The organism is Candidatus Mycobacterium wuenschmannii (assembly GCF_030252325.1).
Lineage (GTDB): Bacteria > Actinomycetota > Actinomycetes > Mycobacteriales > Mycobacteriaceae > Mycobacterium > Mycobacterium wuenschmannii.
The window spans coordinates 2,387,940-2,408,682 of the sequence record NZ_CP126981.1; the positions used below are offsets into that span (position 1 = coordinate 2,387,940).

Sequence of the window (20,743 nt, forward strand, 5' to 3'; positions counted from 1 at the left end):
CGGAGACAAGTCATCCACGTAGGTCGGCTGCGGTCCGGGGCAACTGTAACGGATCAACCTGCTGGTCTGCTGAACTCGCGGTCTCGGCCTGTGCAGCACTCGCCTGCTGGATCCGGGTTTTGACGTCGTAGGCCACGATCTGTGCGCTGGCACCCGGAATCCGGCTCACGACCTTGGCAATCTGGTCGGCGGTGCGGTCGTGCAGGAACCGGCCCAGGAGCTGCGAGTACTCCCGGCGCGGCAGCAGCACCGTGACCTTGGTCTCCGCATGTTCGGCCATGATCTGTTCGACCAGCTCCTGGGCGGCGCGGCCGAGATTGCGGTCGTAACAGTCGATCAGCCGCAAATCGGTGACGTGCCCGAAGTGTTCCCATTCGTACTGGAGCCGTTCCGCGTGCGCGGAATCCAGCACGAAGTGCACGCAGCTCAGATCGTCGGCCCTGAGGCCCTTGGCGTAGCGCACCGCTTCCACCTCGGCCAGGTCGACCGAATCCACGAAGATCAGCACCCGGTGCCGGTCGTACTCGACCAGTGCGGGCGGGTCGAGCGCAGACGTCTCCAGCACCGACGCCTCGGCTCGGTACTGCTTGTTGAGCCGCATCAGCGCGAACACCAGGATGGGGAAGACCACGACCACCAGCCAGGCGCCCTCGGTGAACTTCGCTATCGCGAAGATCAGCACCACGATCGTCGACAGGATGCCGGCGGACAGGTTGATCACCAGCTTGTACCGCCATCCGGGCTCGCGAAGCCGGAGGTGATGTTTGGTCATCCCGTAGCCGGCCATCGAGAAGCCGGTGAACACCCCGATCGCGTAGAACGGCACCAGCGCGTTCACCGAACCGCCGGTGGCAATCAGCAGGCCCACCGCCAGCACGGTCAGCGTGATGATTCCGTTCGAAAACACCAGCCGCTGACCACGTTTCATCAACGGGCGGGGCAGGAAGCTGTCCTCCGCGACGAAGCTCGCCAGGGCGGGAAAGCCGTTGAAGCTGGTGTTACCGCCTGTGTAGAGGATCAAAGCGGTCGCGGCCTGCACCAGGAAGTAGAAAATGTTGCCAACGGTCCCGGCGCCGAACACCGCGCGGGCGATCTCGGACAGCATCGACGGATACCCGTCGGCGTAGGGGAAGGCGTGGGTGGCGTGGGCCAGCCAGGCCACCCCACCCAACAGGAATCCGAGCAGGCACGCCATGACGGTAAGCACCTTGCGAGCGTTGTTGCTCTCGGGCGGCCGGAAAGCGTTGACCGTGTTGGAAATGGCCTCGACGCCGGTCAGCGACGAACCGCCGTTGGCGAAGGCCCGCAGCACGATCAGCAGGGTGGCGCCCATGATGAGGCCGTTGCCCTGGTGTACCGGGATCGCGCCGGCGGTGTGCTCAGGGTCGTAGAGCGGCAATCCTCCCAGCAATTCCCGAGTAACTCCGACGATAATTGTCAGCGAAACCATTCCGGTGAAAAAGTAAGTCGGTGCCGCGAAAGGAGCGCCGGCTTCGCGTAATCCGCGCAAATTCGCGTAACACATGATGAGCACGATCCCGACGGTCATTTCCAGGCTGTAGGGCCCGAGCGCGGGAATCGCCGACACCACGGCGACAGTGCCGGCCGCGCACTGCACCGCGACGGTGACGACGTAGTCGATGAGCAGGGAGGCCGCGGCGATCTGCGCGACCTTCGGCCCGAAGTTCTCCCGCGCGACGACGTACGAGCCACCGGAACGGGTGTAGGCCATCACCACCTGCCGGTACGACGCCGCCACCAGGACCAGGATCAACAGGATGACGCCGGTCACCGGGATCAGCAGCGTGAACGCAGCCAGGCCGGCCGCCGGCAGCAGTTCGATCATGATCTGCTCGGGACCGTAGGCGGTCGAGGAGATGGCGTCGGGCGACAGCACGCCGAGCGCGACGGGGTTCGACAGCCGCTCGTGCTGGAGCTGATCGTTGATCATCGGCCTTCCGAGGAAGACCCGCTTACACCGGTCGGAAAACGACGGCGATATCCGTAGCTCGCCGGCCAGTTGTGACATAGCAAACACCTCACGCAAATTCCGGGATTTCACTGAAAACGGGCTTGGACCCCGGCAAAGCCTACGAGTTTCAGCTGATAAACGCCCGTCGGAAACCGCGTATCCAGCTGGTCTTTTACCGTTCTTAACGGAATCCTGACGCCGAACGGCGCCGGCTAGCCAGTCGGCGCGGCCGGAGCCTGTGGAGAGTCCGCAGTGAATGCTCCGTCAGCAAGCTCGTCGAAGCGCTCGAGTCCCTCGTCGACGTCGTGGTCGATACCGCGCAGCGGGCCCGCCTCCATGAGGTGGCGGCGGGCATAGAGTCGCGCCACCAAGGCCTTGCGGTCGGTGCCGCCGGTCGCCTGCTCCCAGGCCGCCTGTTCGGTCAACAGGGCGCCCGCATAGACATCGCCCATGAACGCCGACAGCGGAAAGAGTCGTGCCTCCGCCACGTCGGCGGGCAGTTTGGCCCAGGCGGCGATGGCCGCCTCGAGGTCCTCGACGCGCCGCCGCACCAGCCGGGTGGTCTCGTCGTCGTCGGACACCGAGATCGCGTCGTGCAGCCGTTCCAGCAGCGGCTCGTGGGCGCCGATGCGCTCGATGCCACGCCGCACGTCCAGGCAGAGGATGTTGTCGGCACCCTCCCAGATCGTGTTGACCTGAGCATCGCGCAAAAGCCTTGCCACCGGCCAGGTTTCGATATACCCGTTGCCGCCGTGGATCTCGATGGCGTCAGAGGCCATCGTGATGCCGAGCCGGCACACCTTGAGTTTGGTGACCGGCACCGCGATGCGCTGGCGGATCGGCCGGGGTTGGCGGTGGTTCGGTAATCCGACGCCGTCGAACACCATCGCCTGCGCCGCCTCGACGTCGACGATCATCTCGGCGAGCTTGCGGCGCATCAGCGGCTTACCGATCAGCCGGCCACCGAAGGCCTCTCGCTGCCTTGCGTAACAGAGCGATTCGACCAGCGCGCGCCGCGAATTACCCAGCGCGAACAGGGCGATGCCCAGCCGGGCGGCGTTGGTCAGCTCCATCATCCGGCCCAGACCCTTGCCGTCGGAGGCCTGCGATTCGGACTCGGCGGTTGGCTCGCCGGACAGTAGGAAAGCCTCGGCGTCGACGAGCTCGATCTCGCCGGAGGCCACCGACCGGGTGCCCAGCTTGTCCTTGAGCCGTCGGATCCGGATCCCGTTGCGGGAGCCGTCGCGTCGATTGCGCAACACCAGGAAGCTCGCCGCCCCGCGGCTGGAGTCGGGAGCGCCCTCGGGCTTGGCCAACACCACGAACACCTGGCCGTCGCAGTTGGACGCGAACCACTTGAAACCGTTGAGCCGCCAGGCATCTCCGTCTCGGGTGGCGGTGGTTTCGAGCGCCCCGAGGTCGGAGCCACCGGCCCGCTCGGTCAGCAGCTGCGCGGTCTCGCCCTCCCACTCGCCGCTGGCGAACTTGTCCAGCACGTGCTCCCGAACGTCGGCCGGAGCGTAGGCAGCAACCAGTGACTTGACCATTCCGCCGCCGGTTCCCAGCGCGCAGCCCAGGCCGATATCGGCCTGATCCAGCAGGTAGTTCGCGGCGAACAGCGGCATCGACGACCGGAAACCGGCCTGCCGCGCGTCGTCCTTGAGCGCCTGCTGCGCGGCCAGCACCGCGCGCTTGGACTCGACGAACGACGGCGGCTGGACCACCTCGCTGACGTCGTGGCCCCAGCGGTCGTAGCGCTCGAGGTGCGCCGGGTTGCGGTCGGTCTGCTCGGCCCACCGGGCCACCGGACCGCCCATCAGCGCGCCGATCCCGTCCAGATGCGGCTCGGCGACGGCCAACTCGTCGGGCGTCAAGTAGTAGGCCACCGTCCGCTGCAGGGTGGGATCGCTCAGGTACCAGTTGCGGCCGACGGCGCCGCGGTAGTTCTCGGTCCGGTAGCGCTCCGACTTCTCCGGAGTGCTGAACGGCAGCTGGTCGACCTGCTCTTCGGCGTACCGGCTCATTGCAACCGCTCGGCCGCGGCGGCAATGCGCTCGTCGGTGGCCGTCAGCGCCACCCGGACGTGGTGGGCGCCGCGGGACCCGTAGAACTCGCCGGGCGCCGCCAGGATGCCGCGCTGCGCGAGCCAGCCGACGGTGTCGCGACACGGTTCGCCGCGCGTCACCCACAGATAGAGGCCGGCCTCGGAGTGGTCGACGGTGAACCCGGCCGCGCGGAACGCCGGAAGCAGGACGTCGCGGCGCCGCCGATAGCGGTCGCGCTGCTCGCGCTCGTGGTCGTCGTCGTCGAGCGCGGCGACCATCGCCGCCTGCACGGGCCGCGACACCATCATCCCGGCGTGCTTGCGGACCGCCAGGAGCTCGCCGACCAAGGCGGGGTCGCCCGCGACGAAGCCGGCGCGGTAGCCGGCCAGCGAGGAACTCTTGGACAGCGAGTGCACGGCCAGCAGACCGGTGTGGTCGCCGTCGGACACCGACGGATGCAGCACCGACAACGGCTCGGCGTCCCAGGCCAGCCCCAGGTAACACTCGTCGGAGGCCACGACGACGCCGCGTTCGCGCGCCCAGCCGACCAGCTTGCGCAGATGGTCGACGCCCAGCACCTGCCCGGTCGGGTTACCCGGCGAGTTCACGAACAGCAGCGCCGGCGACTGCGGGCCGATCTGGGTGAGCGAGTCGGCGACCAGCACCTGCGCCCCGGCCAGCCGGGCCCCGACGTCGTACGTCGGGTAGGCCAGCTCGGGCACCACGACCAAATCCGCGGAGCCCAGGCCCAGCAGCGTCGGCAGCCAGGCGATCAGCTCCTTGGTGCCGATCACCGGCAGCACGGCCGATTCGGCCAGCCCGGTGATGCCGTAGCGGCGATCCAGCGCGGCGACTGCCGACTCACGCAGTTCGAGGGTGCCCGCGGTGGTCGGGTAGCCCGGCTCGGCGCTGGCCGAGGCGAGCGCGTCGCGGATCAGCGGGGCCACCGGGTCGACCGGCGTGCCGACCGAGAGGTCGACGATGCCGCCGGGGTGCGACCTGGCCAGCGCGGTCACGTCGGCCAGGGTGTCCCACGGGAACTCCGGCAATAACGCCGACACGCGCCGGCGATCAGTCAGCGGGGTCAGTCATGCTCCTGCGGCGCAAGATCCTTGACCGGCTGCGGGTCGTTGTCGGTCTGGCCGACTTTCGCTGCGCCACCGGGAGATCCGAGTTCGGCGAAGAAGTCCGCGTTGATCTGGGTGTACTGGCTCCACTGCTCGGGGACATCGTCCTCGTAGTAGATCGCCTCGACCGGGCAGACCGGCTCGCAGGCACCGCAGTCGACGCATTCGTCGGGGTGGATGAACAACATCCGAGCGCCCTCATAGATGCAGTCAACCGGGCATTCTTCGATACATGCCTTGTCTTTCAGGTCGACGCAGGGTTGGGCGATCGTGTACGTCACAGACGTCTCCTCACGGTCTCCAGTGGCTGGCTGGGTGCGCCGGTAGGTGCTGCTGACTTCCCGGCGGTGAAATGTCTTGGTTACTGATACTAGACGTTGCATATACAACGCAAGCACCAGGTCACTATGCGCGTCGCTGCACTGCACCTAGTTGCATAGGGTGGTCGCGACTACCTATGCTGCGCCGGTGGCACTCCCCCACGCGATCCTGGTCTCGCTCTGCGAACAATCCGGGTCCGGCTACGAGCTGACGCGCCGGTTCGACCGCTCGATCGGCTACTTCTGGAGCGCCACCCACCAGCAGATCTACCGCACGCTGCGGGCCATGGAGGGCGACGGCTGGGTGTCGGCCACGGTGGTGGCGCAACGGGGCCGCCCGGACAAGAAGGTCTACACGGTCTCCACCGCCGGGCGCGCCGAGCTGGCCCGCTGGATCGCGGCACCCCTGACCAACCCGAGCACACGCGAGCTCGCCGTCAAGCTGCGCGGCGCGGCCTACAGCGATCGCGCGGCGCTGCTCGAGCAGGTCGTCGCCTTCCGCGCCGAGCGCGCCGCCGTCCTGGACACCTACCGGGGATTCGAGAAGACGCAATTTCCCGACCCGAAGGCGTTGCGGGACAGCGCCTTAGACCAGTATTTGGTGCTGCGCGGCGGAATTCGCACCGAAGAAGGCACCATCGATTGGCTCGACGAAGTCGCCTCAGCCCTGGAGGTAAACCGATGACTTATCCAAACCTGTTGTCGCCGTTGGATCTCGGGTTCACCACGCTGCGCAACCGGGTGATCATGGGCTCGATGCACACCGGACTGGAGGATCGCGCCCGTAATACCGGACGGCTCGCCGAGTATTTCGCCGAGCGCGCGCACGGCGGCGTCGGGCTGATCATCACCGGTGGCTACGCGCCCAACCGGACCGGATGGCTGCTGCCGTTCGCCTCCGACCTGACCTCGTCGGCCCAGGTCCGCAGACACCGCTCGATCACCACGGCGGTGCACGATGGTGGCGGCAAAATCCTGCTGCAGATCCTGCACGCCGGCCGCTACGCCTACCATCCGCTGTCGGTGAGTGCGTCGTCAATCAAGGCCCCCATCAATCCATTTCGACCACGCAAGCTGTCGTCGGGCGGCGTGCAGAGCACCATCGACGACTTCGCCCGTTGCGCGCAACTGGCCCGCGAGGCCGGCTATGACGGCGTCGAGATCATGGGCAGCGAAGGCTATCTGCTCAACCAATTCCTCGCCGAGCGCACCAACAAGCGCAAGGACGGCTGGGGTGGGTCCGCCGAGAAGCGCCGGCGCTTTCCCGTCGAGATCGTGCGACGGGCCCGCGCCGCCACCGGATCCGACTTCATCATCTGCTACCGGATGTCGATGGCCGACTTCGTCGAGGGCGGCCAGAGTTGGGACGACGTCCTCGCTCTCGCAACCGAAGTCGAGGCCGCCGGCGCGACGATGATCAACTCGGGCTTCGGCTGGCACGAGGCGCGGGTGCCTACGATCGTCACCTCGGTGCCCAACAATGCCTTCGTCGACATCAGTCACGCCGTCGCGGGTCACGTGAATATCCCGGTGGTGGCGTCGAATCGGATCAACATGCCCCAGGCCGCCGAGCAGATCCTGGCCGACACGCACGTGCAGCTGGTCTCGATGGCACGCCCGCTGCTGGCCGACCCGGAATGGGTGCTCAAGGCGCAGGCCGACCGTGACGACGAGATCAACACCTGCATCGCCTGCAATCAGGCCTGCCTGGACCATGCGTTCGTGCACAAGACGGTGTCGTGTCTGCTCAACCCGCGGGCCGGCCACGAAACAGAACTGGTGCTGTCCCCCACCCGGCGCACCCGGTCGATCGCGGTCGTCGGGGCCGGGCCGGCCGGTCTGGCCGCCGCGGTGAACGCCGCGGGACGCGGCCATCGGGTGACCCTGTTCGAGGCCAACGAGCACATCGGCGGCCAGTTCGACATGGCCCGTCGCATCCCGGGCAAAGAGGAATTCAACGAGACCATCCGGTATTTCACGACGATGCTCGCGACCAACGGTGTCGACGTGCGCCTCGGCACCCGGGTGTCGGCGGCCGATCTGGCCGGTTACGACCACGTCGTGCTGGCCACCGGGGTGGCGCCGCGCATCCCGGACATCCCGGGCATCGACCATCCGATGGTGCTGACCTACGGCGAGGCCATCACCGGGGTCAAACCGCTCGGGAAAAGTGTCGCGGTGATCGGTGCCGGCGGAATCGGTTTCGACGTCAGCGAATTCCTGGTCACCGATGTCTCGCCGACGCTGAACCTCAAAGACTGGAAGACCGAATGGGGCGCCGCCGACCCTTGGGAGGCGCCGGGTGCGCTGATCACTCCGCTCCCCGCACCACCGGCCCGCGAGGTCTACCTGCTGCAGCGCTCCAGCGGCGCCCAAGGCCGCAAGCTCGGCAAGACCAGCGGCTGGGTGCATCGCGCGTCGCTGAAAGCCAAGGGCGTGCAACAGCTTTCCGGAGTCAACTACGAACGGGTGAGCGACGAGGGCCTGCTCATCAGCTTCGGCCCGAAGCGGGAACGCCCGCAACTGCTCGAGGTGGACAACGTCGTGGTCTGCGCCGGCCAGGAGCCGGTCCGCGATCTCGAGGACGAGTTGCGCCGTGACGGAGTCAGCCTGCACATCATCGGCGGCGCCGCGGTGGCTGCGGAATTGGACGCCAAGCGGGCGATCCGGCAGGGCACCGAATTGGCCGCCCGGCTCTAGCGATGCGCCGAGTGAAGCGAACTACGCCGCCAGCGGGTTGTAGTCGGTGGTGCGCTGCCGGGCCGGCCGGCCGATACCCTCGGCGATCGCGGTCAACTCGGCGACGGTCTTGGCCGAGCCGAACTCCGAGCCGGCCATCCGCGAGATGGTCTCCTCCATCAGCGTGCCGCCCAGATCGTTGGCGCCACCATTGAGCATCACCTGGGTGCGCTCGGTGCCGAGCTTGACCCAGCTGGTCTGGATCTGAGAAATGCGGCCGTGCAACATGATTCGTGCCAACGCGTGGACGGCCCGGTTATCGCGATGCGTGGGCCCGGGGCGCGCGGCGCCGGCCAGGTACAGCGGCGAATTCTGGTGCACGAACGGCAGCGGGACGAATTCGGTGAAGCCACCGGTGCGGTCCTGGATCGAGCGCAGCACATTGAGGTGGCCCACCCAGTGCTTCGGGTCGTCGACGTGGCCGTACATCATGGTCGACGACGACCGCAGGCCGACCTCGTGCGCGGTCGTCACGATATCGATCCACTCCGAGGTGGGCAGCTTGCCCTTGGTCAGCACCCAGCGGACCTCGTCGTCCAAGATCTCCGCGGCCGTGCCGGGAATGGTGTCCAGTCCGGCCTCGCGCAGGCTGGTCAGCCACTCGCGGGCGCTCACTCCGCTCCGGGTGACGCCGTTGGCGATTTCCATCGGCGAGAAGGCGTGCACGTGCATCGACGGCACCCGCGCCTTGACCGCACGTACCAGATCGGCGTAGCCGGTGACCGGCAATTCGGGGTCGATGCCGCCCTGCATGCAGACCTCGGTGGCGCCGGCGACATGCGCCTCCCAAGCCCGCTGCGCGACCTCGTCGGCCGACAGCGAAAACGCGTCGGCGTCGTCCTTCCGCTGGGCGAAGGCACAGAACCGGCAGCCGGTGTAGCAGATGTTGGTGAAGTTGATGTTGCGGTTCACCACGAACGTCACGTCGTCGCCGACGGTGTCGCGACGCAGTGAATCCGCCAGCGCGGCAACGGCTTCCAATGCAGGGCCGTCGGCCGTCGCCAGGGCCAGGTATTCGGCGTCGGAGCATGCGGCGGGGTTACGCTCGGCGGCGCGCAGTGCGGCCAACACGTCGGTGTCGATACGTTCGGGCGTGCGGGCGGCCAGGTCATGCACTTTCGCCCGGATCGACTCCCAGTCGCCGAACGCGCTGTCGAGGTCGCTGCGGGTCTCGGTGTTGCGGCCTTCGGTGTCGATCGCCGCGTTCAGGTCGACCCGACCGGCGGAGGCGACGTCGTCAGGCTCCTGCCACGGCATGCCCACCGGAATGACGTCGCGGGCCAGCCCGGTGTCTGGATCAGCCAGTGCGACAACGTGTCCGCGCACCCGCGGGTCGATCCACGCTGCACCGGCCTGCACGTACTTGGGCTGCGCGGTCAACCGCTCGACCAGGTCGTAGCCCGCCGCGGCGGTGACCTCGGCCAGCCGGTCCAGCGCGGGCCACGGCCGCTCCGGGTTGACATGGTCGGGGGTCAGCGGCGAGACGCCACCCCAGTCGTCGACGCCGGCGGCGATCAGCGCGAGGCATTCCTCTTCCGACACCAGGTTCGGCGGCGCCTGGATGCGCATCGTCGGGCCGAGGACCAGTCGCGACACGGCGATGGTGGCCAGGAAGTCGTCGATACCGGCGTCCGGCGTCGACGCCATCGCGGTGTGCTCCTTGGCCCGAAAGTTCTGCACGATCACTTCTTGGACGTGGCCGAACTCCTTGTGCGACTTGCGAATCGCGTGCAGCGTCTCGGCCCGCTCGACCAGCGTCTCGCCGATACCGACCAACAGCCCGGTGGTGAACGGAATGGACAGCCGGCCCGCGTCGGTCAGCGTGCGCAGCCGCACCTCGGGGTCCTTGTCCGGACTCCCGTAGTGCGCAAGGCCTTTCGTCTCGAACAGTCGCCGCGACGTCGTCTCCAGCATCATGCCCATCGACGGCGCGACCGGCTTGAGTCGCGACAGCTCCGACCAGCTCATCACGCCGGGGTTCAGGTGCGGCAGCAGGCCGGTCTCCTCCAGCACCCGGATCGCCATGGCCCGCAGGTAGGACAGCGTCGAGTCGTAGCCGCGCTCCTCCAGCCACGCGCGGGCCTCGGGCCACCGCTCTTCCGGTCGGTCGCCGAGAGTGAAAAGGGCTTCCTTGCAACCGAGTTCGGCTCCACGGCGGGCGATGTCGAGGATTTCGTCGGGCTCGAGGTACATGCCCATGCCCTGGGCGCGCAGCTTGCCGGGCACCGTGACGAAGGTGCAGTAGTGACAGGAGTCCCGGCACAGATGCGTGACCGGAATGAAGACCTTGCGGGAGTAGCTCACCGGCAGGCGTCCGGTACCGCCGCGTCGCCCGGCCGATTCCAGCCCGGCATCGCGCACCCGTGCCGCGCTGCGACACAGATCGGCCAGGTCGTCGCCGCGGGCGCTCAGCGCGATCGCGGCCTCGTCGACGTTGAGCGCCACCCCGTCACGGGCCCGCCGCAGTACCCGGCGCATCGCGGAACCGCCGGGTTTGCGATGTTGCTGTGGGACCGACGGGCTGGGCAGCAGGGTCGGCTCTTCGTCCGGAGTCAACGGCACGTTTGTGTAACTCCCGGCCAACGCCAATTCATCCGCAAGTTCATCCGCACGTCCCTACTATCCGCGACCCGACGCGTGCCCTGAGCGACAACAGTAGCCTCCGGCGGTGCGCCGGGGCGTGCCTGCCCTCAGCGGGCGGGCGCGCGCCTCATCAGCACCCAGACCGGTGGCAGTAAACCGACCGCGAGCAGCAGCAATGGGCTGTAGGCGAAGAGTCCGCGGCCGGCAAAAATGACGTCGTCACCGGGACCGGGCAGGCACATCACCAGGACGGTCAGCAGCCAGGCCCACAGCGGGAGCGCGGCCAGCCGGGTCGAGTCGGTCCACCGCCCGGCGGCCCACACCAGCGCGGCGTTGACTAAGCCACTGATCAGCGCGCTGATCGGGAAGGGAAACGAGCCGATGTAGGACGGCAAAAGAAGGGCGCCGCCGACCGCCGACAACACACCGTCGATCGCCAGTAGCGCCAGGATGGCGACGCGAGCGGCGATCAGGTGGGGACGCTGTCCAACTGCGAGACGATGGACATGACCGTCCACTGGAAGCTGTCCAGTCGGTCCTGCCAGTGCTGCTGGTTGTAATCCAGATCCGGATCCATGTCGGCAGCCTACCGCGAGTCGGCCCCGGCGAGGTCGAGTCCGGCGAGCAGGTCGCTCTCCCAGCCGTGGTCGCCGCGTTCGCCGGCCGTACCGCCGGCCAGGATGTAGTGCTCCTGCGCGATCACCGGCAGCGCAATGTTGTTCGACAGCGCGAGGGTGCGCCCGGTCGGCCCGACGGTGAGTTGGGTGGCGTGGGCGCGCATTGCGGCGATCTTCGCCGGCAGTGCGGCCGGGTCGTCGATGACGGCGTCGATCTCGTCGTCGGGGAAGCCCATCTCGCCGAATTCGCCGTCCGGCGGCGGGACGATCCAGTCGTCGCGGGTGTCATCGGGGCCGAGCGCCGCCCAGCCCGCGATGAACGCGCTGCGGGAGATCACGGTCCAGTAGAACTTCGGCACGGTCCACGGGGTGCCCGGGTACTCGTTCGTGCTGCCGGCGGCGTCGACCGCCGCGGTGGTGACGACGTGGGTCTGAATGTGGTCGGGATGCCCGTAACCGCCGTTGGGGTCGTAGGTCACCACGACGTGCGGCCGCATCTCGCGGATGATCTCGACAAGCGCGCCGACAGCCTCGTGCTGGTCGGCGTCGCTGAAGCGCCGCTGGCCGCGGGCTTCGCTACCGGCCATGCCCGAATCGCGCCAGCGGCCCGGCCCGCCCAGGTAGACCGGCCCGTCGAGGCCGAGGGCCCGCAAAGCCGTGGTGAGTTCGAGGATGCGGTAGCCGCCGAGTTGGTCGGCGTGATCCACCGCGAGCTGGGCCCACTGGTCGCCGATGACCTCGCCCTCTTCGCCGAGGGTGCAGGTGACGACTTTGACCTGTGCGCCGCGCCCCACGTAGTGAGCGATGGTGACGCCGTTGGTGATCGTTTCGTCGTCGGGATGGGCATGCACGAACAACAGCCGGGGAGTCTCCTGCATGGCTCGAACACTACCGCTGCGCTGCGCGGCAAAGGATTTCGCGAGCAGACCGCCTGAGCTGCAAAGACAGTCGACGGATTGGCAAAGCCCGGTCCCGACGAAAGGCACGAAGCTGGCTACTATCGTCGGATGGGACAGCAGACGGCGGCGGTCCGCACCCGGCGGCGGGGCAAGCAACTCGAAGACGCCCTGTATGACGCGACGCTGGCCGAATTGGCCGCGGTCGGCTACGGCGGACTGACCATGGAGGGCATTGCCGCCCGGGCCCGCACCGGGAAGGCCGCGCTGTACCGGCGTTGGTCCAGCAAGCATGACCTGGTGCAGGCCGCGTTGCTCTACGCGCTGCCCCCGCTGCCGGAGCCACGCGCGGACCGGTCGGCGCGGGAGAACTTGTTGGCGGTCCTCAGCGCGCACTGCGACGTCGTCTCGGGCAAGACGGCATTTCCCGGGTTGGACAGCATGCAGCAACTGCTGCACGAGCCGGAACTGCGAGCGATCTTCGCCGACGCCGTGGTTGGGCCCCGGCTGCGGATCACCGAGACGATCCTGCAGGCCGGCGCCGACCACGGCGAGATCGACGCCGACACCATGACGCCCTACACGGCCCGCGTCGGCACCGCGTTGGTGAACCAGCAGATGCTGCTGACCGGCGCCCCGCCGAGCAAGCGTCAGCTGGCCCAGATCGTCGACACGGTGCTGCCGAACCGTCACTGAAAAACGTTGCCGCACAATGGGCCAAAGGCGGGCCGCCCCCTGGTCGGTCCGCCTTTGGCGTATGGGGTGTGCACGAAGCGAGACGGTGGTCGGAACAACCTGCTGCGGAAATGCCGCGCGGCCTCGTAGTTCTAGTGCATGCCCCCGGCTATTGGCTGAACCGGTAGGTCGAACGCTACCTGAGGGCAACCTTAGTGACGGCGAATCACTAACTTCTGTCCAACAGAGACCGAATCGTTACAGACCGCAGGTCACGAGATATTTCAGCGGGCCGTCTTCACCCATTGTCCGGCGTCACCGACGATGCCGACCGGTACCGCTCCGGTCAGACTCACGTTCTGAACGCTCGGACCTGCCCCCACAATCGTGGTGTCCTGCAGGATCGGCAGCACGGTCGCCATCTCCCACAGCCGCGGTTCGACGGCGTTGATGACGTCGTTGATGTCCTTGGTGCCGCCGAGGGCGGCGTCGATGTCGCCCTGGATGCTGTGGTCGCAGATGCCGGTCAGGTTCGACGGCGCCTGCACCAACGCGCCGGGCTCCTGCGCGTGCGACGGCGGCGCGGAGGTGGCTGCGGTCGGCGTGGTGGCGGGGGCCGGCTTGGCGGTCGAGCCCGACGAGGCCGGCGCCGCGGCCGTCGACACCGCGGTGGCTTCCAGCGCCGGGCAGCTGAAGCGAGATGCCAACAGCGTGGCCAGGTTTCCGCCGGCCTCGCTCCATCCGACCAGCGCGTCGACGCGGTTGTTCACCAGCGCCTCGCGGTACAGCGCGACCGGGTCGAGCGCCAACACGGTCGCGTCGATGCCGACGTTGCGCAACTGGTCGGCGGCGGTGTTCGCGACGGCCTGCGAGGTCGGGTCGTTGGCCGCGACCCCGAGGACCAGCGACAGCTCCTTGCCGTCCTTGGTGACGTGGCCGTGGGTGCTGTCCGGCGACGAGTTGTCGTTGTCAATCTGGTAGCCCGCCGCTTCCAGCAGCCCGAGCGCCGCGGTCCGGTTCATCGCCGGCGGGGCGGTAGGTACGTAGCCGGGGTCGCTGGGCGAACGGATCTGCGCCTGGTCCAGGCTGACGGTGTTGTCGCTGCCCGCGCCGACGGCGGCGAGCAGGTCGACGTCGAGCAACCCTAGGATCGCCTTGCGCACCTGCCCGTCGGCCAGCTTGGCCACGTTGGCCCGCAGGGTCAGCTGCATCACCCGAGGCGTCATGATCCGGGCGGTACGCACGTCGGGAATCGCCGACAACTGCGCGAAAGCCGCTGAGCCACCGTGTACTTGGGCCACCTGGGTGTCGCCGTTGCGGACGGAGTCGGCCAGCGCGGCGGGTGCCCCGGCACGGCGGAACAGCACCAGATCGGGCTTGGCCGGCGGGCCCCAGTAGCGGTCGTTGCGGGCCAGCAGGAGTTCGTCGCGCTGCGGGTCGATCGACTCGACCCGGAACTGCCCACCGGTGACCGGCAGCGCGCGAGCCAGACCGGCCGGGAAGCCGCCCGGCACGTCCTTGACGATGTGGGCGGGCAGGATGTTGCTGAACAACTCGCGCCACGCAGGGTAGGGCCGGGCGAAGGTGACGACGGCCTGCTTGCCGCCGTCGATCGACTGCACCCCGGTGATCAGGTCATACCCGGCGGGGTCGACCACCCCGGGCTGGCCCACCATCTGGCGCCACAGGTACCAGAAGTCGTCGGCGGCGATCGGCGCGTTGTCGGTCCACTGCGCCTCCGGCCGGATCTTGTAGGTGACCGTGAACGGGTTCTCGTTGGTCACCTCCGCGGACTTGAGCAGCGTCGGGTCCATCTCCCAGCGCGATCCCGTCGGGGTGTTCGGGTCAGCCACCGGACGGAACGCGCTCGGCAACACCAGCGCGCTCACCGCGGCGTTGACCGCCGAAAGATCGGACAGCAGATGGGGATTGAAGCCGGCGCCGATCGAGTCGATGCCCATGATGATCTGCGTCTTGCGCTGCGGCGGCGGGGCCGCGCTGCGCGACGTCTCGGTGCTCTGCGGTGCCGGCGGCGGGCTGACGGCGCAGCCGCCGAAGGCCAACAGCGAAACCAGCATGCCTGCGGTCAGGGAGACGCGGCGGGCTCGTGTCGGCACGCCTGACAATGTATCGGGGTCGCTATTCGTCAGCCGCGGGCCTTGGCCCGAGCCTTCGCCCGCGCCCGCAGCGTCGCGGTGAGCTCGACCTTGCGCACCCGCACCACCTCGGGCGTCACCTCGACGCACTCGTCCTCGGCGCAGAACTCCATCGCCTGCTCCAACCCCAGCTCCAGCGGACGGGCCAGCGTCTCCATCACGTCGGCCGTCGACGACCGCATGTTGGTCAGCTTCTTCTCCCGCGTCACGTTGACGTCGAGGTCCTCGGCGCGCGGGTTGATGCCCACGACCTGGCCCTCGTAGGTGTCCTCGCCGGGCTCGACAAAGAACTGCCCGCGGTCGGCCAGCTGGATCATCGCGAACGGGGTGATCGAGCCACTGCGGTCGGAGACCAGCGAGCCGGTGTGCCGCGCCTTGATCTCGCCCGCCCAGGGCCGGTAGCCGTCGAAGACCGCGTTGGCGATCCCGGTGCCGCGGGTCAGCGTCAGGAAGTCGGTGCGGAAGCCGATCAGGCCGCGGCTCGGCACGATGAAGTCCATCCGCACCCAGCCCGCGGCGTGGTTCGTCATCTCCTCCATGCGGCCCTTGCGGGCGGCCATCAACTGGGTGATCGCGCCGACGAACTCCTCGGGACAGTCGATGGTCATCGCCTCGAACGGCTCGTGCAGCTTGCCGTCGACCATCTGGGTGACCACCTGCGGCTTGCCGACGGTCAGCTCGAAGCCTTCCCGGCGCATCTGCTCGACGAGCACTGCCAGCGCCAGCTCGCCACGGCCCTGGACCTCCCAGGCGTCCGGCCGGTCGATCTCGACGACCTTGATCGACACGTTTCCGACGAGCTCGGAGTCCAAGCGCGACTTGACCATTCGCGCGGTGAGCTTGTGACCGGAGACCTTGCCGGCCAGCGGCGACGTGTTGGTGCCGATGGTCACCGAGATGGCGGGCTCGTCGACGGTGATGCGGGGCAGCGCGTGCGCGTGCTCGATGTCGGCGAGGGTGTCGCCGATCATGATCTCCGGGATGCCCGCGACCGCGACGATGTCGCCGGCGATGGCCTCCTCGGTCGGTGTGCGCTCGACGCCCTCAGTGACCAGCAGCTCGGTGATCTTGGCGTTGGTGATGACGGGGTGGCCCTCGACCTCACGCATCCAGGCCACCTGCTGGCCCTTCTTGATGCGGCCCTTGTAGATGCGGATCAGCGCGAGCCGGCCGAGGAAGGCCGACGCGTCGAGGTTGGTCACCAGGGCCTGCAGCGGCGCCTCGGGATCACCCTGCGGCGGCGGTATGTGCTTGAGCAGGACGTCGAACAGCGGGTCGAGGTTCTCGCCGTCGGGGTTCTCGCCGTTGACCGGCTCGGTGGTGCTGGCGATTCCGGCGCGGCCCGAGGCATACAGCGTGGGCAGGTCGAGCGCCTTCTCCGCGGCGGCCTGAGCTTCCTCGTCGAGATCGGAGGCGACGTCGAGGAGCAGGTCATGGCTCTCCTCGACGACCTCGGCAATGCGGGCGTCCGGCCGGTCGGTCTTGTTGACGACGAGGATCACCGGCAGGTGCGCGGCCAGCGCCTTGCGCAGCACGAAGCGGGTCTGCGGCAGCGGGCCCTCGGACGCGTCGACGAGCAGCAGCACGCCGTCGACCATCGACAGCCCGCGCTCCACCTCGCCGCCGAAGTCGGCGTGGCCCGGGGTGTCGATCACGTTGATGACGGTCATCGAGCCGTCCGCGTGCTGCCGGTGCACGGCCGTGTTCTTCGCCAGGATCGTGATGCCCTTTTCCTTCTCCAGGTCACCGGAGTCCATCAGGCGTTCGATCGCGTCGTCGCCGCGGTGGGTCAACGCCCCCGACTGCCGCAGCATCGCGTCGACCAGGGTCGTCTTCCCATGGTCGACGTGCGCGACGATGGCTACGTTACGAAAATCCACGTCGAGAATTGTCGCAGCGGAGGTGACCAATCGCGAAAACGCGACGTGTACAGAAGTACGCGATGGCCAAGGCGAAGAAGAAGTGCTGCCGCTCCACACCACGCTGTAAGCGCTGTCCATTGGTGCTGCACAAGGTCAGTAAGGCCGAGGCGAGCGGGATCCATGGCAAGGAGTTGGACAAGGTGTTCAAGCGCGCCCGAAAGGCGCGGTGAGCTGCGACGTCGGACCGCCGGCGGGATCAGCCGGCCACGACATCGGCCGTGGCGGTGTTGTCGGGTGCGTCGATCCTCGGATCCGCTCTCACCGGGTTCAGGCGTCGCACCAGCTCCGTCGAACGGGTGTGCCGCATGTCACGGCGTCTTCAGCAGCACCAGCACGCGTGGGCCGGGCGGTGGATCGCCGAAGTCCGCGGCATCGAAGCCGTAGTACCTGCGCTGGTCCGCGGTTATCTCACCGATGACCTGACCCTGCGTCGCGACCGGGCCGCCGTGCGCCCCACGCAGCGCGGCGACGAAATCCGACACCGTCATCGACTCCGCGAGCAGCAGTGCCTGGCCACCGGTCGGCAGGTCGAGAACGACGCCGGCCCCGGCATAGTTGTTGCCGCCACGACCGGTCCCGTGCGGCGCCCAGTACACCGGACGTTGGGCGATCGAGCCGCGGACCCGGACGAGTTGGCCTGGGGTGGCGCCGGCCGTCACCTCGGGCCAGCCCGCGACCCGGTGCGCGTCCTGGGCGAACATCACCGCCAGCGGGATGCAGACCACCGCGTAGCAGACCACGACCAGCATCAGCACGGGCTTCCAGGCGATCTCCCAACCGATCCGCGCGGTCGATGGTGACAGTGCGCCTCGCTTGAAACGCAAGGCATACCAAGCCAATACGCGCATGACGGCCAGGGCGCCGAGGATCATCATGCCGACTATGCCGGTGACGCGCGAGAAGAAGACGTCGTCGCCCTCGTCGAGGCTGAAGTACCACATCGACAATGGCAGGGGCAGCGTCAGCAACAGCAGCAGCGCATACGAAGGATGGCTCGTCAGGTACTCGTAGCGCACCGTAGCCCGTCGGTTCGGTACGACGGCGTCGATGCCGTCACCGATTGGAACACCCACCGCGGGCACCCATTCTCCCTCGACCAACCGGGGTCGAATCATAGTGCGCAGCACGAAGAATCCCGTGATCACGGCCAGCACGAGAGCGCCCCAGAACACCATCGGGATGCTGCCGCCCACGCCGGGCACGCCGAATGCGCCACGGATGTCCACGATCTTGCCGATGAAGAACGCCAGCGACATGACGAAGAAGAACTCGATCAGCCAGATCTGAATCAGTTGTGGGATACGGGATCCGAGGCGATCAAACGCCAGTACGCCCTGCCAGATGAACCGGATCATGGATACTCGAGCAACACCAGGACCCGCCCGTCGGGACTCGCGTCGGGAAAGTCCTTGAGCCTGAACCCGTAGTAGCGCCGCTGGTTGGCGGTGATCTCGTCGACCACACGACCGTGGGCGTCGATGTGGCCGTCGTGGACCTTCTTCAGTACGCCGATGAGGTCCGGCACCGAGAGTGATTCCGCCAGAAGCACTGCCTCACCGCCGGTTTCGAGGTTGACCAGCACGCCGGCACCGGAGTAGTTGTCGCCCCCACGTCCGCCGCCACCGTGCGGCCACCACACCGGCTTGCCGCTCAGCGTGCCGCGAATGCGGAAGTACTGACCGTCGTGATCGACGGCGTCCGCGGCGGTCAACACGGGTAGCCGGTCGATCTTGCGTAACTCGTCCCACCACATGTAGCCGATCGGGATTCCGCCGATCGCATAGATCATGATCAGCAGCATCAGCACCGGCTTCCAGGCAACCTCCCAACCGAGCCGGCGCTCGGACATCTCCAGATCGCCGGCCTGCACCGCCAACTCTCTTCTGCCCAAACGGAACACGTACCAGGACAGCAACCTGGCCAGCGCGATGAACGCCAACACACACAGGCCCACCGTGCCCGCGACCCGGAAGTAGAACGAATTGCCGCCGTGATTCTCGTTGGCCCACAACATGACAACGGGAATCGGAGCGGTCAGCAGGCCGAGCAGGATGTAGGACGGGTGGCTGGTCAGGTAGGTGTACTCCACCGCCCATGATCGGTTGCCTCCGTACACCGTGGAGTCGCCGATGTCGGCGTGCACGGTGGGCGTCCAGGTGTCCGTCTTCACCCGCGGCTTGACCAGGCTCTTGACGAAGAAGAAGCCGGCCAACAGGCCGACGGCCAGGGCGGTCCAGTCGCCGCCGTCGAGGTGCTCGCCGGTGCCCGGCACGCCGCACGCGCCGTGCGCGTCGATGATCGAGCTGATGAAGAACGTCACCGGCATCATGAAGAACAGTTCGATGAGCCACATCTGGACGATCTGCGGAATGCGGGACCCGATCCGGTCGAACGCGAGGACTCCGCGCCAGATGAACCTGAGGATTCCCATGGCCGGACAGGGTAGCGGTAGGCGCGCCGTGGTGGGCAAACTTTCGACCAGTCCGGATCGGGCTCAGAGAATGCCGTGACGAGGATGTTCGAGCGTGTGCCCAGGACCTGCAGCAACATTGAGAGCGCCGGGGCACGAACTCAAAGTGTAGTAAAACCCCTTATTGATCAAACGCCGCTCGCTCACAGATGATTTTCATTCAGAACTCAGATGATTTTCAGCTGTGTCCCGAGCCGAAGGATCTTCATGCCGCCGCACGTCCGCCGTTTCTCGCTTGCCCTGACCGCTGCCACCGGAGGTGTGCTCGCCGCGGCGTCGCTGTCGATGGCCGCCGCCGGCGCCGATGAGTACTTGTGGGCCATCCAGCCGACGGAACCAGCCACAATTCTTTCGGAGAGCGGATTTCCGCCGTTTTCTCAAACCGTCCTGGAGCAGGGCGGTTTCGCCCCCATCTACTTTCCCGAATACCCCGACGGTGGCGGGGAGGGACCAGGCATCACTGGCCTTCTCCAAGTCACCGAGATGATGGGTTCGACCAACGACGACCTCGTGGTGACGACCGGGGGCATGAGTGGTGACGGCCTCGTCAATGTTCCGACCAACTCGGTCGTCGATCTGTGGAAATTCGGCGAAGGCTTTGAAAACATCTACGTCGACCTCGTCGGTCAGGGCACGGACGGCGCCAACAAGATCACCGATGAGCTGATCACCCCGTTTGGCGCCTTCGACATCCCGACGACGTTCGATGCCGCCGCGTTCGAGGTCCCGGTCTCCCCGACGTCAGCGGCCGCGGTCGACCTGGCCACGGCGCTGGAACCCGGAGCCTTCACCTCAGCGCTGGAAGCCGACTGGGCTTCCCTGGTCGCGCTCTTCTAAAGCAGGCGGCGGAGCGCGGGCAGGAAGGCGCGGTCGGCCGGCACCCAGTCGACCGCGTCCAACTCCGCGGCGGACACCCAGCGCAGCGCGGCATGGTCATGCGCCTGGGGTTCGCCGCTGAGCAGCGACGCGGCGTAGGCCCGCAGCGTCATCGTGTCGCTGAGCGCGACGTCGGCGAGGTGGTCACCCACGGCGACCTCGACGCCGAGTTCCTCGGCTAGTTCGCGGGCCAGCGCCTCGGGCTCCGTCTCCCCCGCGGCGACCTTGCCGCCCGGCAACTCCCAGCGGCCGGCCAGTTCCGGCGGCCGGACACGCTGCGCGATCAGCACCCTCGACCCCACGACGATCGCTCCGGCGACCACGATCTGGTTGACCATCGCGGCT

General features: G+C 67.7%; 16 protein-coding genes and 1 pseudogene. 5 read left to right on the forward strand and 12 right to left on the reverse strand.

Features of this window, described 5'->3' with window-relative positions; translation table 11 throughout:
* Positions 1 to 100: 100 nt before the first annotated feature.
* From PT015_RS11225 to fdxA, 4 genes and pseudogenes are all read right to left on the reverse strand, one after another.
* Positions 101 to 2,029, reverse strand: a pseudogene (locus tag PT015_RS11225) (APC family permease); the annotation flags it as partial.
* Between the two features lie 155 nt (positions 2,030 to 2,184).
* On the reverse strand, positions 2,185 to 3,996 hold the full coding sequence (locus PT015_RS11230) for an acyl-CoA dehydrogenase family protein (RefSeq protein WP_285190692.1): 1,812 nt from the start codon (positions 3,994 to 3,996) through the stop codon (positions 2,185 to 2,187).
* Complete coding sequence (gene dapC, locus PT015_RS11235) at positions 3,993 to 5,078, reverse strand: succinyldiaminopimelate transaminase (protein ID WP_285190693.1); 1,086 nt, start codon at positions 5,076 to 5,078, stop codon at positions 3,993 to 3,995. Before dapC ends, PT015_RS11230 begins: the two co-directional genes overlap by 4 nt.
* Positions 5,079 to 5,101: 23 nt before the next feature.
* Entirely contained in the window at positions 5,102 to 5,425 is a 324-nt protein-coding gene (fdxA, locus tag PT015_RS11240; protein ID WP_285190694.1) for a ferredoxin, read from the reverse strand.
* Positions 5,426 to 5,612: 187 nt separating this feature from the next.
* On the opposite strand from fdxA, the gene PT015_RS11245 reads away from it, so the two are divergent.
* Together PT015_RS11245 and PT015_RS11250 are read left to right on the forward strand one after the other, a co-directional pair.
* Positions 5,613 to 6,149, forward strand: coding sequence for a PadR family transcriptional regulator (locus tag PT015_RS11245; protein WP_285190695.1), 537 nt, complete (start codon positions 5,613 to 5,615; stop codon positions 6,147 to 6,149).
* Positions 6,146 to 8,164, forward strand: a complete 2,019-nt coding sequence (locus PT015_RS11250; protein WP_285190696.1) for an NADPH-dependent 2,4-dienoyl-CoA reductase — start codon at positions 6,146 to 6,148, stop codon at positions 8,162 to 8,164. Before PT015_RS11245 ends, PT015_RS11250 begins: the two co-directional genes overlap by 4 nt.
* Positions 8,165 to 8,185: 21 nt before the next feature.
* Here the strand turns inward: PT015_RS11250 and PT015_RS11255 are convergent, their stop codons facing one another.
* The 3 genes from PT015_RS11255 to mshB form a co-directional block, all read right to left on the reverse strand.
* Positions 8,186 to 10,765 carry a bifunctional FO biosynthesis protein CofGH gene (locus PT015_RS11255; RefSeq protein WP_390887969.1) on the reverse strand — a complete coding sequence of 860 codons (2,580 nt, stop codon included), beginning with the start codon at positions 10,763 to 10,765 and terminating at the stop codon, positions 8,186 to 8,188.
* 128 nt (positions 10,766 to 10,893) lie between these two features.
* The gene (locus PT015_RS11260) at positions 10,894 to 11,304 is read right to left on the reverse strand and encodes a hypothetical protein (RefSeq protein WP_390887970.1); all 411 of its coding nucleotides are present in this window, start codon (positions 11,302 to 11,304) and stop codon (positions 10,894 to 10,896) included.
* A gap of 68 nt (positions 11,305 to 11,372) precedes the next feature.
* Entirely contained in the window at positions 11,373 to 12,281 is a 909-nt protein-coding gene (gene mshB / locus PT015_RS11265) for an N-acetyl-1-D-myo-inositol-2-amino-2-deoxy-alpha-D-glucopyranoside deacetylase (protein WP_285190697.1), read from the reverse strand.
* A gap of 129 nt (positions 12,282 to 12,410) precedes the next feature.
* On the opposite strand from mshB, the gene PT015_RS11270 reads away from it, so the two are divergent.
* Entirely contained in the window at positions 12,411 to 12,995 is a 585-nt protein-coding gene (locus PT015_RS11270; protein ID WP_285190698.1) for a TetR/AcrR family transcriptional regulator, read from the forward strand.
* 263 nt (positions 12,996 to 13,258) lie between these two features.
* Here PT015_RS11270 and PT015_RS11275 read toward each other — a convergent pair whose 3' ends face one another.
* Positions 13,259 to 15,052: an ABC transporter family substrate-binding protein gene (locus tag PT015_RS11275; protein ID WP_285191059.1), complete on the reverse strand. Its 1,794-nt coding sequence runs from the start codon at positions 15,050 to 15,052 to the stop codon at positions 13,259 to 13,261.
* A 68-nt stretch (positions 15,053 to 15,120) separates the two neighbouring features.
* Entirely contained in the window at positions 15,121 to 17,010 is a 1,890-nt protein-coding gene (gene typA, locus PT015_RS11280) for a translational GTPase TypA (protein ID WP_285190699.1), read from the reverse strand.
* A 62-nt stretch (positions 17,011 to 17,072) separates the two neighbouring features.
* Between typA and PT015_RS11285 the strand changes: the two genes are divergently transcribed.
* The gene (locus PT015_RS11285; protein ID WP_285190700.1) at positions 17,073 to 17,222 is read left to right on the forward strand and encodes a hypothetical protein; all 150 of its coding nucleotides are present in this window, start codon (positions 17,073 to 17,075) and stop codon (positions 17,220 to 17,222) included.
* Between the two features lie 138 nt (positions 17,223 to 17,360).
* On the opposite strand, the gene PT015_RS11290 is transcribed toward PT015_RS11285, so the two are convergent.
* Both PT015_RS11290 and PT015_RS11295 read right to left on the reverse strand, forming a co-directional pair.
* Complete coding sequence (locus PT015_RS11290; RefSeq protein ID WP_285190701.1) at positions 17,361 to 18,407, reverse strand: hypothetical protein; 1,047 nt, start codon at positions 18,405 to 18,407, stop codon at positions 17,361 to 17,363.
* Entirely contained in the window at positions 18,404 to 19,483 is a 1,080-nt protein-coding gene (locus PT015_RS11295; RefSeq protein WP_285190702.1) for a hypothetical protein, read from the reverse strand. The genes PT015_RS11290 and PT015_RS11295 overlap by 4 nt, the downstream gene beginning before the upstream one ends.
* A 246-nt stretch (positions 19,484 to 19,729) precedes the next feature.
* Between PT015_RS11295 and PT015_RS11300 the strand changes: the two genes are divergently transcribed.
* Entirely contained in the window at positions 19,730 to 20,359 is a 630-nt protein-coding gene (locus tag PT015_RS11300; RefSeq protein ID WP_285190703.1) for a hypothetical protein, read from the forward strand.
* On the opposite strand, the gene PT015_RS11305 is transcribed toward PT015_RS11300, so the two are convergent.
* A complete protein-coding gene (locus PT015_RS11305) occupies positions 20,356 to 20,736 on the reverse strand; it encodes a (deoxy)nucleoside triphosphate pyrophosphohydrolase (protein ID WP_285190704.1) in 381 nt (126 codons plus the stop codon). The genes PT015_RS11300 and PT015_RS11305 overlap by 4 nt on opposite strands.
* Positions 20,737 to 20,743: the final 7 nt, after the last annotated feature.